Raw genomic sequence first — 15,144 nt, forward strand, 5'->3', positions numbered from 1 at the left:
ATTGCTGTTTTACGATACAACCATCAGTTAAATGGAAATGAGGTAAAACACAATGAAAAAAATCAGTATTCTATTACTTACCGTTATTTTAGCCCTTTATATGGTCAAGCTATTTGGACAAGGCCATCAAGACGAAGTTGAATTTATTGATGAAATAGCACCAATAGCCGTTGCATTAAATAAGCAAGATCAAGAGATATTGCCTAGTGTAATTATTGCGCAGGCTATATTGGAGTCGAATTACGGTAAAAGTGAATTAGCGGTTAATGCAAATAACCTGTTTGGGATTAAAGGTAGGTATCATGGAAAGTCTATTAAAATGCCGACAGTTGAATATGAACAAAATAAAAGCTTTACAACTGAAGCAGAATTTAGAGCTTACCCTGATTGGAAAAGTGCATTAAAGGACCATCGTCAGCTATTATTAGAGGGTACCAGTTGGAATGCACAACAATACCAAGAGGTTCTGGCTGCTTCAACCTATCAAGAGGCTGCCTATGCCTTGAAAAAAAGCAATTACTCGACAGATCCTTTATATCCCGAAAAATTAATTGCTATTATCGAGCAATATAATCTGGAAAAATATGATGATTAGGAGTTTCATACATGAATATTCTCATTGCAGATGATGAAGTAGATATGTTAAAGATTTTACAAAACTATTTTCAAAGAGAAGGGTTCACGGTTTTTACTGCAACAAATGGAGAGGAAGCACTTACCGTTTTTTATCAAGAAAGAATTGATTTGGCCATTTTAGATTGGATGATGCCTAAAGTAGATGGGATGATGGTTTGTCGTGAAATGAAAAGAACACAAAAGATTAAGGTCTTAATGCTTACAGCAAGGGACACAGGTGAAGATGAATTTAAGGCGTTAGCAGATGGGGCTGACGATTATGTCAATAAACCCTTTTATCCTAAGGTACTAATAATGAGGGCAAAAAAATTACTGCAAATTGAAGCTATTCAACAACTGCATGATGTGTCCTTCGATGTTACAAGTAAACGTGTTTGGCGAGCAGGGACAGAAATAGAGTTAACGAAAACGGAATTCGAGCTGTTACGAATTTTTAGTCAAAATCGGAGACAAATTTTGACGAGAGATCAATTACTAGATTTAGTGTGGGGATTGGACTATATGGGAGATCCACGAACAGTGGACACACATATTCGACGATTGCGAGAAAAAATAGGAGAGAACATTATCCAAACACACAGAGGTATTGGATATAGTACAAGCGAATGAAACAAAAAATCGGCACAAAACTAACCATTTATATTACTTTAGTAGTTATTCTTACATTTTCGATATCCCTTGTTGTAAGCCAGTTTTTCCTCCCTAAATATTATCTATATCAGCTGAATAAAAAAGTATCAGAAGCCTTTGAAACTTATCAAATTTTAGAGGATGTAGAATTGGTGAAGCGACAATTTGATGTCACGATTGTAGCAGTCCCATTGGAGGACTCCATCAATGACCTGAATGATAATTTAAGACTTCAACTGGCGAGAGAGCACATAGCCTTAAATAAATTTTGGGTCTCCGAGGAAGTACTACAAACTATCTCGGAGGATAAAATTGTAGGTAAGCTCTATGATCAGGGGAAACAAAAGTCCAGCTTTATTGTGCATTATGCGAAAGAAGGGGATCAGCTTGTCATGATTGGAGCCTCTATGGCCCATTTTACAGATATAGCCTATTTTATTAATCGTTTTAATTTAGCCTTTCTAATTGTAAGCATTTTAATTATTATAATGGTCACGGCGCTACTATCTCGGAAAATAACCAATCCATTGCATGAATTGCAACAAGTTGCAAAGGAGATTGGGGAACTGAATTTTCAACAAGCTACCATTCAAACAGGTGATGAAATCGAAGAGTTAGCAAAGAGCATTAATAAAATGAGTACAACGCTTGAATCAGCGCAGCAATTATTAACACAACGGAATCTAGATTTAAAACAATTTATGATCGGCTTAACACATGAGTTGAAAACGCCTCTCGCTCTAATCAATGTATACTCAAGTGGGATTGAAGATGGGTTGGATGATGGTACCTATTTAACAGTTATACATCAGCAAGTGGATCGTATGGAGAAAATCATTACAGATATGCTTTATTATGCCCGAACAGAAGAAAATGCTTTGAACCTATCACGTTTTGACTTTTACCAGCTACTACAAGAAATCATCCAAAGCTATCAGCCTTTGCAGGGGGAAAAACAGATTTTTCTTCAATCGGACGTAACTGAATTTATGCTCAATAGTGAGAAGGAAAAGGTCTATTATATTGTAGAAAATTTGGTGAGCAATGCACTAAAATATACATCAGACATGGAAATACAGATTTCCTTTACTTCGGGCATATTCGAAATAAGTAATCATACAACGCTACAAGATATTTCTAAAATATGGCAACCGTTCTATGTAGGTGAAAGCTCTCGAAATAAGCATTTCTCTGGAACAGGGCTTGGTCTCGCTACAGTGAAAAGTATTGCCGAACAGCTAGACTTTGTAACGGAATCCACACTATCAAATGGAAAAATAACGTTTACGATAGATTTTACAAGCAAGTAATAACCATAGGTGGTGAATGCATGAAAACACGGTTTAGGTATATTCCTAAACCGTGTTCAGACAGAAGACAAACATCTTGTTCAATTAAATACTATGTTTGGAATTAAAACGTAGAAAATCTACAGTCTAAGGTTGAGAAATGATATTCTTAACCTTTTTCTATATTTAAAGACTTAGTTTCACAGTAATAGCCTTTGCCGCCAACATAAACTTTTTCTATTTCATTCTTGCTATTAGTTGCTAATTTCACTAATATTTCGGAAGGCGAGTGTAAAGAATAACCTTGTTCAAATACATAGACTTCTTTTTGCAAATGGTGCTGTTCATAAAGGTAGCAAGCTAATGCACCGTTTGAAGTTCCAGTCGCCGCTTCTTCATTGATATCGTATAGTGGAGCAAAATTTCTGCATATTATTCGATCGTCATTAAACGTATATACATGCATCCCGACAACATGATAATACTGGCTGATTTCTTTAATCTTTTCAAAATTAGGTTGCAGTGCATGTAATTGTGTTTCACTTATTATAGGAATTAAAATATCTTTTAAGCCGGTGGAGACAATTTGAATCGGGTATTGATTGTCTATAGCTTTACTGTCAATACAGTCGATAAACTCGTTTGGAGATATAACATCATAAAATTTCGGTTTGTTTTGTTCCATGAATATGATGTCATCTTTTATCGTAATAGTAAGAACACCGCTGTTTGTTTCAATCGTATAGCGATCCTTGAAAAGTTTATTAAAATGCATCAGTATTGTGAAAGAGCCAATTGTGGCATGACCACATAAATCAACCTCTTCTTTTGGTGTAAAATATTCAAATTTATAATCAGCCATTTCAGATGCTGATATAAATGCGGTTTCCGCATAGCCCAGTTGTTTGGCTATGGCCATTTTTTGAGTAATGGTCAATGTATTTTCATTCAATACCACTCCTGCTTTATTTCCGCCTTGATGATCCTTGCTAAATGCACTTGCAACGTAAACAGATATTTTCATAAGACTCTTCCTTCCTCATTTATAGTGAATAGTAGCATAGAAATTACTAATTAAAAATATTTTTGGATATATTTTCCGTAAAGCAAGAGACAAATTATTTTAGCATCTGAAATCCTCAAAAATAGTTTGTCTACAGTCTGACACACGGTTGGAACATTCCGTTTTCACCTACTAGGAAGAACGCGGATCGTAGCTGATTCCGTTTTTGTTTTAACCTTTAACGTCAGCCCCATGATAACGATGATTATAAATAATAAGGTGAAAAGGGCAACGTCAAATGTATTCGTTATATCTTTGATGACACCAACAAGCATTGGAATGATGCCGCTAATGATATAGCCACCAAATTGAATCATCGCTGTCCATTCACTTGCCTCTTTTGGTGTAGTCGTTGCATCTAAAGGTAAAATCATTGCTAATGGAAATAAGCCACCAGCACCGATGCCCGTTAACATCGCACAGAAAATAGGTGAGATTCCGCCCATAATTAACATCATAATGCCAATAAAGGAGCTTGAAGCACAAAGTAGCATCCATGGCTTTCTCTTTAAACTATTATTTATTAAGATGGGAATGATAAAGCTACAAATCATTTGCATGATTGAAAAAATAGTGACCGTTGTTGCGGCGTAAGCGTCACTATATCCCATATCCTGTACTTTAGGAGCGAGCCATGTCGCCAGGGAGTAATAAACGCCAGATTGTAAACCGAACATGATCATAAGAAGCCAAACATATCGGTTTCCCCAAGGTAGTCGACTTTTTTGACTTGTAGAATTCTCTAAGGATTCTTGAGATTGCTTAGATTTTTTAATAATAGGAATCCAAACTATGATCCCCATAAGAGCGAATACCGACCATATCGCTAAAGCTGCGTTCCAGGATTGATGAAAAGCATGCATAGCAGGCACAACTAAACCAGCACTTAAAGACGCTCCAATTCCCATACCCGCGGAATATACACCGATCATTGTAGAAGAATATTTAGGAAATTCCTTTTTGATATAGCCTGAAATCAGTGGACCTGTTATGGCAATACCTATCCCACTAAGAATAGCGGTTACTAATAAAAATAAAGGAAAAGTTGCCACTAACCGTAAAGCTGTTGATACACCAATTAATAAAACGGATAACCCAATCGTCCATTCGATACCCCATTTTTCACTTAGCTTGCCTGCCAATGGTGCAAAAATCCCCATACAAAATACGGGAAGTGCCGTTAATAAACTGACAACAACACTCGTCATCTGCAAATCCATTTGTATATTTTTCAATACTGGCGAGATAGATGTTATTGAAGCTCGTAGATTCATAGACAGTATAAACAAAGAAAAAACGCTCCAAATTATCGGAAAGTTTTTTGATTTCGCCATCACTGAAAACACCTCTTTTAGTTATTATTTGATATACTATAGTTAACTTTTAGTTTTTAAAATAAACTATAATTAATCGACTTGTATACTATAATATACTATTTATACAAAGTCAATGAAAGGGGTGCAAACTATTGCTGGAGGAGAATATGGATTTATCTAGTCAGGTAGGTATGAACTTAAGAGAGATTCGAAAAAACAAAAGGATGAGTCTCGAAGAGCTTGCAAGTATTAGTAATGTCAGTAAACTAACATTAGGGAAAATTGAACGAGGGGAAACCAATCCAACGGTTAATATCCTTTGGAAAATATGTAGAGGGCTTCATATTCCATTAGTTTCTTTATTATCCTTTGAAGAAAATGTAGAGGTCCATCGTTTTGGCTCAGAATATCAATTTGCTGGCCATAATAACGACTGGTTTGTCGAACCTTTATTCAAAACAAATGGAACTGAGTTGTATAGAGGTCGACTTGAACCTAATAGTGAATACAGTGAGTGTCACTTAGAAGGCTCCGAGGAAATTGTGCTGGTGTTGAATGGGCAATTGGAGCTAAAGGTCGGAGAGAAGACCCATCAGTTAAACCAATGGGATGTCATTAAATTCAAGGGTGAAGAACTTCACACGTATATCAACCACTCAGATGAAAAAGTACATTTAATGCTGTCATTAACGTATACAACCCCATAAGTATGGATAAAGAAAGTCATACTCTATAAGTGTACTTCCACAAAAAATCGTCCTTACTTTATACAAGTAAAGGACGATTTTTCTCTATTTAAATATACCCCCAAATCATACATAATAATGTTCCGAAAATGGTAACGAGCGCAATGACTAGCCCATAATAAATATTTGTATAGATGGCTGGTTTATCATTGGTTTCACCAGCGTGCATAAAGACAACTAACTGCAAGCCTGCCTGAATAAATGCTGTGACTAAAAGTATCGTCATTGTAATAGGCATTGAGATTTGAAAAAAGTAGACACATGCTGCAATGATGGTAAGGATAATCGACAAGGCAAATCCCATCACCTGTTTTAGTGGGAATAAATCACTCATATCACACCATTCCTTTCAAGTAAATGAAACTGAAGATAAAAATCCAAACCACATCTAAAAAGTGCCAGTATAAGGAGAAGATGAAAGATTTATTGGCTGTTTCAGGCGTTAATCCACGCGTTATTAGTTGGTAGACAATAAATATGCCCCAGAACACACCAAATGTGACATGGGCACCATGCGTTCCTAATGTTGTCAATAGGGTAGCTGTAAAGGCGCTAGTTTGTAAGCCTGCACCAACATGCACATAATGAATAAACTCATAAACTTCAAACCCAATAAATGCTACACCTAGTAGTAGCGTCAAAATATAGAATGTAATCATCGCTTTCATATAGCCTTTGCGCATAGCATGTATGCCCAGACCAATGGTAAAGCTACTTGTTAGAAGAATAAATGTTTCAAATAAAACAGGTGTTATTTCAAAAATGTCTGCGCCAGTAGGACCTGTACCCGTGCGATCCACTAGCACAAAATAAGCTGCGAACAGCGTTCCAAAAAGCATGATTTCAGCGCCGATAAATACCCAAAAGCCTAGTATATTCAATTGATTTTGCTGTGTACTATATTCTAAAGGAAGTGATTGATCGATTTTCATGATTGACTACCTCGCAATTTTGATTCCGTTTCTTTCACTTTTTCGACAGGTATATAATGTCCAGGGTCTTTTTCCAATGAACGGTGAGCCATACAAATAAAAATGCCGATAGTTGTAACAATCGTTGGAATCCACATACCAAATACAAATGAGAAGCCCCAAGCAAAGAATATACAGCCTAAAATAAATGGTATACCGCTGTTATTTGGCATATGAATGTTTTCGTATTTTTCTGGGAACAAATCATGCTGACGATATTTTGCATCCCATAAAGCTTCAGTTGAAATGACATGGGGTACTTTTGCAAAATTATAGTACGGCACAGGACTTGGTGTAGCCCATTCTAGTGTACGTGCGTCCCATGGATCTGAGCCAATGTTTCTTGGTGCATAACGAATGCTGTAATAAACGTTGTAGACAATTAACATAAAGCCAATCGTAAGACCAATAGCGCCGACAAAGGAGACCATATTCCACATACCAAAACCTGTGGATGCTGAGTAAGTATACATACGGCGTGCTTGTCCATCTAAGCCAGAGAAGAACATCGGCATAAAGGCAAGTAGGGTGCTAATCGCAATAATCCAAGCCGTCACTTTGCCGATTTTTTCATTTAACATAAAGCCAAACATTTTTGGCCAATAGTAATGTAATCCTGCTAGCATGGCAAATACAACACCAGGAATAATTACCATATGGAAGTGAGCTACTAAAAACATTGTATTATGGTATTGGTAGTCAGCTGCTGACATACCTAGCATTACCCCTGTTACGCCACCTATTGTAAAAGTAGGGATAAACAACATGGAATAAAGCATCGGTGTTGTAAAGACAATTTTTCCTTTCCACAAGGTGAATAACCAGTTAAATATCTTCACCCCAGTCGGCACAGCAATAGCCATCGTTGTTATTGAAAAAATACTATTTGTTAAAGCGCCTTGCCCCATTGTAAAGAAATGATGGGTCCATACTAAAAACGATAGGAAGGAAATAATCACCATGGAGCCGACCATCGATTTATAGCCGTAGAGATTGCGTCCAGAGAAGGTAGAAATGATCTCACTGTACAGCCCAAAGGCAGGTAAAATGAGGATATAAACCTCAGGATGTCCCCAAACCCAGAAGAAATTGGCCCATAGCATATCCATACCACCATTAGATGTTGTGAAGAAGTTCGTAGCAAATAGGCGGTCGAATGTTCCCATAACAAGTGCAACCGTTAATACCGGAAAGGCAAAAACGATAATAACGTTTGCGACTAATGAAGACCACGTAAACATAGGCATTTTCATTAATGTCATTCCCGGAGCTCGCATTTTGAGAATGGTAACAATCATATTAATACCAGTAATTAATGTACCTAACCCTGAAATTTGTAGAGCAAACAAGTAATAGTTGACCCCTACAGATTGACTAAATTCATTACTAGCAAGAGGGAAATAATTCGTCCAGCCAGCATCAGGTGAACCGCCAATAACAAAGGAAATATTTAAGAGCATAGCTCCCATGAAAAATAGCCAAAAGCTTAACGCATTCAAACGTGGAAAGGCCACGTCTCTTGCGCCTATTTGAAGCGGCACAATATAGTTCATAAAGGCCATAATAAATGGCATCGCCATAAAAATAATCATGACTGTTCCATGTGTCGTAAATATTTCATTATAATGCTGGGCATCTAGTAATTTATTATCCGGTACTGCCATTTGTGCTCGCATCATAATAGCATCCGCACCACCACGGAATAGCATAAGAATGGCTGAAATTAAATACATAATACCAATGCGTTTATGATCCACTGTTGTTAACCATTCCCGCCAAAGATAACCCCACTTTTTAAAATAAGTTAATGCTACAATAATCGCTATAACCGTTAGACCAATAGCGACCATAGATGCATAAATAGCTGGGCTTGGATGGGGTATAGCAAAACGTTCAAAGTAATCCATCTGACTATGTCTCCTTTCGACATAAACCTTATCGTAAACTAGTTTCGTTTGAGAAATTCATGATTGATTTATTGAGAGGCATGATCTTTTATGTGTGAAGAGCCATGCTGATGTCCGCCATGTTCACCCTCGGGTGCCGGTAGAAACGTTAAATGCGTTCCATTGAATGTGGACTGTCCCACATGACCTGGTTCTAATAACGTATTAAATTTTTCCTCTGTTAATAAATCTGCTGTTTCCTTTACTTCCTTCACCCATGCATCAAATTCATCATGAGTCACCGCTGTAACGTTAAACGTATTTTCCGCGAACCCTTTACCATTAAAGTTCGCATTTCTTCCCATAAACTCTCCGGGCATATCCGCAGCCAAATGCAAGGTATTCACCATATCGGCCATCGCATATTTTTGACCCCCAAGCTGAGGAATCCAGAAGCTAGTAATCGGTCCATACGAATAAAGCTTGAATTCGATTGGGCGCTCTGCAGGAATATACACATAATTTACGGTTTCAATATCTTCTTCTGGATAACTAAAATGCCATTTCCAGTTAGATGTTGAAGCATAAATGACCAATGGCTTTTCATCTTTGTATTTTTCAGGTGTCGATTCCACCTTGTAGTTACTTTGAACTGAAATAATAGACATGTACGCAACAATTAACACAGGGATACCTACACAAATTACTTCAACCATTGTGCTCCCTTTAATATGGGGAGGCTTATAGTCGGGACTTTGCTTGGAAGCACGAAATTTCATTAACATATAAGCTAAAATCACAAAAACGACTAGTACGATAAAGGACATAATCCCTATCGATAGCATAATATCTTTGGCTTGTACTTGAGCTTGAGGACCTTTTGGATCTAATACTAAAAGCGGGTCACAACCGGTTAACATAGTGACAATAGTGAAAAGACCAATTAATCTGAGCCAACTTTTTTTCATAAACAAACCCCTTTAACTGATTCTTTGAGTGGCTATCGGTTATTATAGGTTTGTATGGATTTTGATTCACAATTGATTTTTATCATAGTGGTACATACTTTGAAAGACAAGGCGTTTTGCAAGATAACACAGAACGTTCTAAAACTAAGAAAGTAATTTTAGTATAATAATATCGAGAGGGATAAGCGTCAAGTAAGGGTTTTCATAGATTTCTATGGACTAAAATTAAAAGTGGATGGCGAAAGTAATAAGGAAGTGGATGGTTATTTATCGTTAACATTATATTACGATTGACTTTTTAGCTTTTCAGACAAAGCTAGATAAAAGAGGCCATATAGAGGTGAGATTAGATGAATTGGAAACCAGATCGACATGCAAAAAAAGCTATCTATAAACAACTCGCAGAATATATTGAAAAAGGGATTGCAGACGGAACATTTCCACCCGATAAACCATTACCATCAGAGCGATATTTAGCGAATACTTTACAGGTCAATAGAAGTACAGTTGTTAGTGCCTATGATGAATTAGAAGCAATGGGACTCATAGAACGCAATAGAGGAAGCGGTACAACCATTAGCAAAGATATTTGGGGAATCACAAGAAAGCGAATTCCGAGCTGGAATCGTTACATTGAGGCAGGCTCCTTTTTACCGAATCTACCAGTTACGCAAAAAATAAGAAAGGAGGCAGTGGAACACAAACTCATCAATTTAGCGACCGGAGAATTATCGGAGGATCTTTTTCCTAAAAGCGCATTAAGAGAGATTACAGCAACACGTTCTTTCATTGGTAGTCTTGGATATGATCACCCACAAGGAAGTGAGATTCTACGAACGACTCTTACAAATCATATTAAAACTAGCAGAGGAATTGATACAAAGCCATCTTCCATCCTCATTACTTCTGGAGCTCAACAGGCGTTACATTTGATTGTCCAATGTCTGTTAAAGCCTGGAGATGCTGTTGCGATTGAAGATCCTTCGTATAACTTCAATTTACCTATTTTTAAATCGGCTGGTTTAAAAATCCATTATCTTCCTGTTCATAAGGATGGCATTAATCCAGAAGATTTGCAAGCACTATATAAAAAGCATCGAATTAAAATGATATTTTTAAACCCAGATTTTCATAATCCAACAGGCTCTTCATTAGCTATAAAGAAAAGAGAGGCTATTCTAGAAATATCGTCCAAGCTAGGCATTCCAGTAGTAGAAGATGATCCTTATAGCTTAACAGCCTTTTCAGGTGAGAAAAGACCAACATTAAAATCATTAGATAAAAACGGAAATGTATTATACATTAGCTCCTTGTCAAAAATTGTAGCTTCGGGTTTACGAATTGGCTGGATTATTGGTCCTACATCGGTTATTGAAAGACTATCCGACGCCAAGCAACAAATTGACTTTGGCCACTCCAGCTTCACGCAATGGATAGCGAATGACTTTTTAGAGTCCTCCAATTTTAACTTGCATATAAAACATTTAGTGAAGGAATTGGAAAGACGCCGTGATACAATTATCCAAAGTCTCCATACGTACTTAAAGGATCAGGTGACATTTTTCACACCACTGGGCGGCATTCATATATGGTGCCAAGTACTAATGGAAGATTATAATGAAACACAATTATTAGAAGAATCCATTAAACGTGGAGTCATCTATGTGCCTGGCTCTACAATGGGTTCTCAAAAGGGATTTGTCCGTTTTACGTACGCCAGGGAAGATACACGGTCCATAGATGAAGGAATCAAAAGGTTTGCACAAGCACTGCATTGCCTAAATGGAAAAAGATGAGTTTTTGTCAATTATAGACAAGTGGATGGTTAAATTAACACTAATGTGGATGGTTAAAAAAGTAGGGAAAGTATTTATGATAGAAACATGGATAACCAACATCCATCAAAGCTATCGACAATCATGGACGTGTGGATCGATTCACAATTATTCGCACAAGTAATGAAATCTGTAAATAGGGAAGGTGATAGGGAAACCTTGATAGTAATGCCGAGGACATTAGGGACGAGGTAGGTCACTAATGCTAGAAGGTCCATGCTTCACAGAGGTTTTTACCAAAAAATGCTAGAAGCCCACTTTTAATAAAGAGGTTATAACATTCACAACACCTATCGTTAATGTTGTTTTAAAGCTTTACCTGTTCGAACAGTCTCATTTTTAGCTTTAGCTGCCGATGAAAAAAATCAAGGCAGTCACTACTTATTATATTTTATTGCCCACGAGAATATATAAGGGATATAGGCACTCCTTATATACTCCAATCAAATCTAGTTAAAAACATTAATTAGCCACCTAGCTCCGCACTACCATCAGCGCGCTAGGTGGCTACTTTTATAGAAAAGCTAGGGAAAATAGTTGAGTAATCTATTAATAAGTTTTAATATTCTGATTATAATAGTTTTTTGATTACTTAGCTAAGGGGGATGATGATGGTATTACAAATAGGTGAAAAAATAACATTTGAACGGACATTTACAAAGGAAGATGTAGAATTATTTACGAAGGTTTCTAAAGATGAAGGGGTTCATCATATTACACCCGACGAACAGGGGCGGATTGTAGTGCAAGGGCTACTAACAGCCACACTTCCTACAAAAGTCGGGGGAGACTATAATGTGCTAGCTCGTAACATGAATTTCGAATTTTTACGTCCCGTTTTTAGCGAGGATACGATTTGTTGTGACGTCATAATCGAGCAATTTGAACGAGATGAAAAAAATCGAACAGCCATTACAGCAATATTTACATGCATAAATCAATTGGACAAAGAGGTATTAAAGGGGAGTTTTTCAGGTATTATTTTATAAATCAAAGTGGAGGTGTATATGAAAAGTACTGAGATTCTTTTTTTCGAACGTCCATTTCCAAGTGCGAATAGTATGATTATTAGAGATGATCAATCTTTTTTAGTAGATACTGGATTTGGCAGCGATATTGTGCGAACTGAGCAGCTTTTAACATCTGCAGGGATTTTACCAGCACAATTAAACGGCATTATTAATACCCATTATCATAGTGATCATGTTGGAGGAAATCATTATTTTCAACAACAGTATGAAATACCCGTTGCTGCACATCTTTGGGAAGGTGAAATGGTGAATCAATGTGATTTAGAGTCCTGTGGTGCACATTTTTTAGATCAACCCGTGGAACAATATACCGTTCAGCAATTACTAGTAGATGAACAGCAAATAATGACGGGGCAAAGTGCTTTCCAAGTTTTACATACACCAGGACATACATTGGGTCATATTGCATTATACGAACCAAAACAAGAAATTTTAATTTGTGGAGATTTATTTCATTATAATGATGTGGGATGGCTGAATATATTTAGAGAAGGGACAAACAGTATAAGACGTTCCATAGAAAGTTTAGATCGACTCGCTACACTTTCTATCAAAAAAGCATATCCTGGTCATGGCCCGGCTATCGATGAGCCATCCATAATGATAGACAAAGCAAGAGAAAGACTTGAAAAATGGATAGAGTCTCCTGAAAAAATGGCTTGGCATGCCTGTAAGCGAATTTTTTCATTTACGCTGATGATAAAAAACGGTTTAAAGAGTAGAGAAATTACTCCTTATCTACTAAGCTGCAGTTGGTTTTACGATTTCGCTGTTCACTCTTTCCGTTTAAAACCTGAGGAATTTGTACAACCATTGCTAGATGAAATGATTCGATCAAAAGCCGCAGTATGGCATCAAGACATATTAATCGCAACAGCACCATATGAAGCACCCAATCAAAAATGGATAGAAGAGGATTGGAAACCAAGGAATTGGACAAAGTAAATGTGCAATTTTGTACTATAATGATTTTAATAATAGATGTAATAATTCAAAGAGATAAACTTGAAAGGAAGTTTGCTTCATGGATATTACATCTTTTTTATTGTACTGTTTTATTATTACGGCTACACCAGGACCGACAAATGTGGTTATTTTATCAACGACACAAAATTACGGTATTAAAAAGGGCTTACATTTTTCTTATGGTTCTGCAATTGCGTTTTTTATTTTATTAGCATTATCAGCTTTTCTAAATTCATTGTTTTCAACTTTGGTCCCAAAAGTATTGCTAATTATGCAAATACTAGGAACAGCTTATATGCTTTATCTAGCTTATCAAATAGTTAAAATGGATATTTCGAGTGATGCTACTAATAAAGTAGGAAACTTCAAATCAGGGTTTTTCATGCAATTTTTAAACCCTAAAGTCGTATTATTTACAATGACAGTTATTCCAAGCTTTGTGCTACCATACTATGAATCATTTTTCGCGATATTCGTAAGTGTATTCGCCATTACCCTCATCGTATTAATAGCTTTCTTATTATGGGTATTGTTTGGAGCTATCTTTAAACAATTTTTACAACAACATAAAAAAGTCGTCAATGCTTTCATGGCTTGTTGTTTAATATACGCAGCCATCATGATTTGGATTGAATAGAGGTGAAAGGAATGCAGCAATTTACTTATAAAAAAATGGATGGAATTACAGCATTGAAGGCAAGCTTTACTGATTTTAAGTATAAAAAGCATGCTCATCAGGAATATGCATTCGGGGTAACATTAAAAGGTATCCAGCATTATCATCTAGATGGATGTTTACAGCTTTCACACCAAAATGGCGTTATGCTTTTTAATCCTGAACAAGTACATGACGGAATGGCTTATAATCGTGAAGGACTCGAATATGTAATGCTTTACGTAGAGCCATCTTTATTTTTAGAGGCTATTCAAAAAAGAGAAATCATTAGCTTTGACAAACCTATTATCTATAACAATAGTATAAAGAACCATATACTAAAACTGTCACAAGCAATTTTAACAGAAGAAAATTCAGCATTATGTCATGAGTTGTTTTTACATTTATCAGATGGCTTAGTGGAGCAAGATTTTAGTTTAACCATGAAAATGGATAGTATTATGATTAAAAAAGCGAAAGAGATCATCCATTCACATGTAGAAAATATACTCAAAATCGAAGATATTTGTCAGGAGCTACAATTGACAACATTCCAATTCATTCGTCTTTTTAAAAAGCACACTGGGATTACGCCTTATCAATATTTCTTAAACTGTAAAGTCGAACGAGCTAAATCCATTATTGAACAAACAGGTGATATTTATGCGGGAGTTGCACAATGTGGATTTGTTGATTTACCCCATCTAAATAAACATTTTAAAAGTATTTTTGGTATTACAGCATTTGAATATTTATCTATTGTTAAAAACTGAGAGTAAAATGAATGGAATTGATAATAAATAGAATTTTATGTTAAAGTATAGTTCCTTAAATTGATCGGAGGGTGAAAAGATGAGCCATTGTTTATTTATTCGAAAACATCATTTCAATATAAATAAACAAGAAGCCATTCTCCACCTATCATATTTAGAAATTGCTACTCTATGACTGTTTATGCTCATTCAAAAAATGTTATGTACGGGGACGAGTTTTTGAACATTTGTTGAATCAACATAAACGATCAAACGGTTGTCACAGATAAAAAAACTGGACACCCATATACGTTGATACATAGGGAAACTATTTTCATTGAGCAAGATGCTTCTGTTTATAAACAGAGGCATCTTTTTTATTTTTATTCAAATGTCGGGG

General features: G+C 36.2%; 15 protein-coding genes. 9 read left to right on the plus strand and 6 right to left on the minus strand.

Annotation, left to right across the window (positions count from 1 at the left end):
- The first annotated feature begins 52 nt into the window (after window positions 1-52).
- The 3 genes from C9J29_RS12445 to C9J29_RS12455 are packed head-to-tail and all read left to right on the plus strand — an operon-like array spanning window position 53 to window position 2,576.
- On the plus strand, window positions 53-595 hold the full coding sequence (locus C9J29_RS12445; RefSeq protein ID WP_107922255.1) for a glycoside hydrolase family 73 protein: 543 nt from the start codon (window positions 53-55) through the stop codon (window positions 593-595).
- Window positions 596-606: 11 nt separating this feature from the next.
- On the plus strand, window positions 607-1,245 hold the full coding sequence (locus C9J29_RS12450) for a response regulator transcription factor (protein ID WP_008177603.1): 639 nt from the start codon (window positions 607-609) through the stop codon (window positions 1,243-1,245).
- Window positions 1,242-2,576 carry a sensor histidine kinase gene (locus tag C9J29_RS12455; protein ID WP_089986531.1) on the plus strand — a complete coding sequence of 445 codons (1,335 nt, stop codon included), beginning with the start codon at window positions 1,242-1,244 and terminating at the stop codon, window positions 2,574-2,576. The genes C9J29_RS12450 and C9J29_RS12455 overlap by 4 nt, the downstream gene beginning before the upstream one ends.
- Window positions 2,577-2,724: 148 nt before the next feature.
- Here the strand turns inward: C9J29_RS12455 and C9J29_RS12460 are convergent, their stop codons facing one another.
- Window positions 2,725-3,579, minus strand: a complete 855-nt coding sequence (locus tag C9J29_RS12460) for a PhzF family phenazine biosynthesis protein (RefSeq protein WP_107922256.1) — start codon at window positions 3,577-3,579, stop codon at window positions 2,725-2,727.
- 164 nt (window positions 3,580-3,743) lie between these two features.
- The gene (locus C9J29_RS12465) at window positions 3,744-4,907 is read right to left on the minus strand and encodes an MFS transporter (RefSeq protein ID WP_237068831.1); all 1,164 of its coding nucleotides are present in this window, start codon (window positions 4,905-4,907) and stop codon (window positions 3,744-3,746) included.
- A 194-nt stretch (window positions 4,908-5,101) separates the two neighbouring features.
- Here C9J29_RS12465 and C9J29_RS12470 point away from each other — a divergent pair, with 194 nt between their 5' ends.
- On the plus strand, window positions 5,102-5,641 hold the full coding sequence (locus tag C9J29_RS12470) for a helix-turn-helix domain-containing protein (protein ID WP_008177595.1): 540 nt from the start codon (window positions 5,102-5,104) through the stop codon (window positions 5,639-5,641).
- Between the two features lie 88 nt (window positions 5,642-5,729).
- On the opposite strand, the gene qoxD is transcribed toward C9J29_RS12470, so the two are convergent.
- The 4 genes from qoxD to qoxA all read right to left on the minus strand — a co-directional run bounded on the left by qoxD (window position 5,730) and on the right by qoxA (window position 9,505).
- Window positions 5,730-6,014, minus strand: coding sequence for a cytochrome aa3 quinol oxidase subunit IV (gene qoxD / locus C9J29_RS12475; protein WP_008177593.1), 285 nt, complete (start codon window positions 6,012-6,014; stop codon window positions 5,730-5,732).
- A gap of 1 nt (window position 6,015) precedes the next feature.
- Window positions 6,016-6,612: a cytochrome aa3 quinol oxidase subunit III gene (gene qoxC / locus C9J29_RS12480; RefSeq protein ID WP_008177591.1), complete on the minus strand. Its 597-nt coding sequence runs from the start codon at window positions 6,610-6,612 to the stop codon at window positions 6,016-6,018.
- A complete protein-coding gene (gene qoxB / locus C9J29_RS12485; protein WP_008177590.1) occupies window positions 6,609-8,558 on the minus strand; it encodes a cytochrome aa3 quinol oxidase subunit I in 1,950 nt (649 codons plus the stop codon). Before qoxB ends, qoxC begins: the two co-directional genes overlap by 4 nt.
- A gap of 68 nt (window positions 8,559-8,626) precedes the next feature.
- Window positions 8,627-9,505 carry a cytochrome aa3 quinol oxidase subunit II gene (qoxA, locus tag C9J29_RS12490; protein WP_008177588.1) on the minus strand — a complete coding sequence of 293 codons (879 nt, stop codon included), beginning with the start codon at window positions 9,503-9,505 and terminating at the stop codon, window positions 8,627-8,629.
- Between the two features lie 350 nt (window positions 9,506-9,855).
- Between qoxA and pdxR the strand changes: the two genes are divergently transcribed.
- From pdxR to C9J29_RS12515, 5 genes are all read left to right on the plus strand, one after another.
- A complete protein-coding gene (gene pdxR / locus C9J29_RS12495) occupies window positions 9,856-11,301 on the plus strand; it encodes a MocR-like pyridoxine biosynthesis transcription factor PdxR (protein ID WP_008177587.1) in 1,446 nt (481 codons plus the stop codon).
- Between the two features lie 650 nt (window positions 11,302-11,951).
- Complete coding sequence (locus C9J29_RS12500) at window positions 11,952-12,329, plus strand: hotdog family protein (protein WP_043990349.1); 378 nt, start codon at window positions 11,952-11,954, stop codon at window positions 12,327-12,329.
- A gap of 18 nt (window positions 12,330-12,347) precedes the next feature.
- Window positions 12,348-13,316 (plus strand): MBL fold metallo-hydrolase, encoded by a 969-nt coding sequence (locus C9J29_RS12505; protein ID WP_089986529.1) that lies wholly within the window; start codon window positions 12,348-12,350, stop codon window positions 13,314-13,316.
- A 79-nt stretch (window positions 13,317-13,395) separates the two neighbouring features.
- Complete coding sequence (locus tag C9J29_RS12510; protein WP_089986528.1) at window positions 13,396-13,974, plus strand: LysE family translocator; 579 nt, start codon at window positions 13,396-13,398, stop codon at window positions 13,972-13,974.
- Between the two features lie 11 nt (window positions 13,975-13,985).
- Complete coding sequence (locus C9J29_RS12515; RefSeq protein WP_107922257.1) at window positions 13,986-14,765, plus strand: AraC family transcriptional regulator; 780 nt, start codon at window positions 13,986-13,988, stop codon at window positions 14,763-14,765.
- Window positions 14,766-15,144: the final 379 nt, after the last annotated feature.

The sequence above is a fragment of the Lysinibacillus fusiformis genome (assembly GCF_003049525.1).
Lineage (GTDB): Bacteria > Bacillota > Bacilli > Bacillales_A > Planococcaceae > Lysinibacillus > Lysinibacillus fusiformis.

What these genes read in the sequence shown, in the direction of transcription:
- C9J29_RS12515 (WP_107922257.1), top strand. Translation starts at nt 13,986, where the DNA reads ATGCAGCAATTTACTTATAAAAAAATGGATGGAATTACAGCATTGAAG.
- qoxA (WP_008177588.1), bottom strand. Translation starts at nt 9,505, where the DNA reads ATGAAAAAAAGTTGGCTCAGATTAATTGGTCTTTTCACTATTGTCACT.
- C9J29_RS12455 (WP_089986531.1), top strand. Translation starts at nt 1,242, where the DNA reads ATGAAACAAAAAATCGGCACAAAACTAACCATTTATATTACTTTAGTA.
- pdxR (WP_008177587.1), top strand. Translation starts at nt 9,856, where the DNA reads ATGAATTGGAAACCAGATCGACATGCAAAAAAAGCTATCTATAAACAA.
- qoxB (WP_008177590.1), bottom strand. Translation starts at nt 8,558, where the DNA reads ATGGATTACTTTGAACGTTTTGCTATACCCCATCCAAGCCCAGCTATT.
- qoxC (WP_008177591.1), bottom strand. Translation starts at nt 6,612, where the DNA reads ATGAAAATCGATCAATCACTTCCTTTAGAATATAGTACACAGCAAAAT.
- C9J29_RS12445 (WP_107922255.1), top strand. Translation starts at nt 53, where the DNA reads ATGAAAAAAATCAGTATTCTATTACTTACCGTTATTTTAGCCCTTTAT.
- C9J29_RS12500 (WP_043990349.1), top strand. Translation starts at nt 11,952, where the DNA reads ATGGTATTACAAATAGGTGAAAAAATAACATTTGAACGGACATTTACA.
- C9J29_RS12505 (WP_089986529.1), top strand. Translation starts at nt 12,348, where the DNA reads ATGAAAAGTACTGAGATTCTTTTTTTCGAACGTCCATTTCCAAGTGCG.
- C9J29_RS12470 (WP_008177595.1), top strand. Translation starts at nt 5,102, where the DNA reads ATGGATTTATCTAGTCAGGTAGGTATGAACTTAAGAGAGATTCGAAAA.
- C9J29_RS12460 (WP_107922256.1), bottom strand. Translation starts at nt 3,579, where the DNA reads ATGAAAATATCTGTTTACGTTGCAAGTGCATTTAGCAAGGATCATCAA.
- C9J29_RS12450 (WP_008177603.1), top strand. Translation starts at nt 607, where the DNA reads ATGAATATTCTCATTGCAGATGATGAAGTAGATATGTTAAAGATTTTA.
- C9J29_RS12510 (WP_089986528.1), top strand. Translation starts at nt 13,396, where the DNA reads ATGGATATTACATCTTTTTTATTGTACTGTTTTATTATTACGGCTACA.
- qoxD (WP_008177593.1), bottom strand. Translation starts at nt 6,014, where the DNA reads ATGAGTGATTTATTCCCACTAAAACAGGTGATGGGATTTGCCTTGTCG.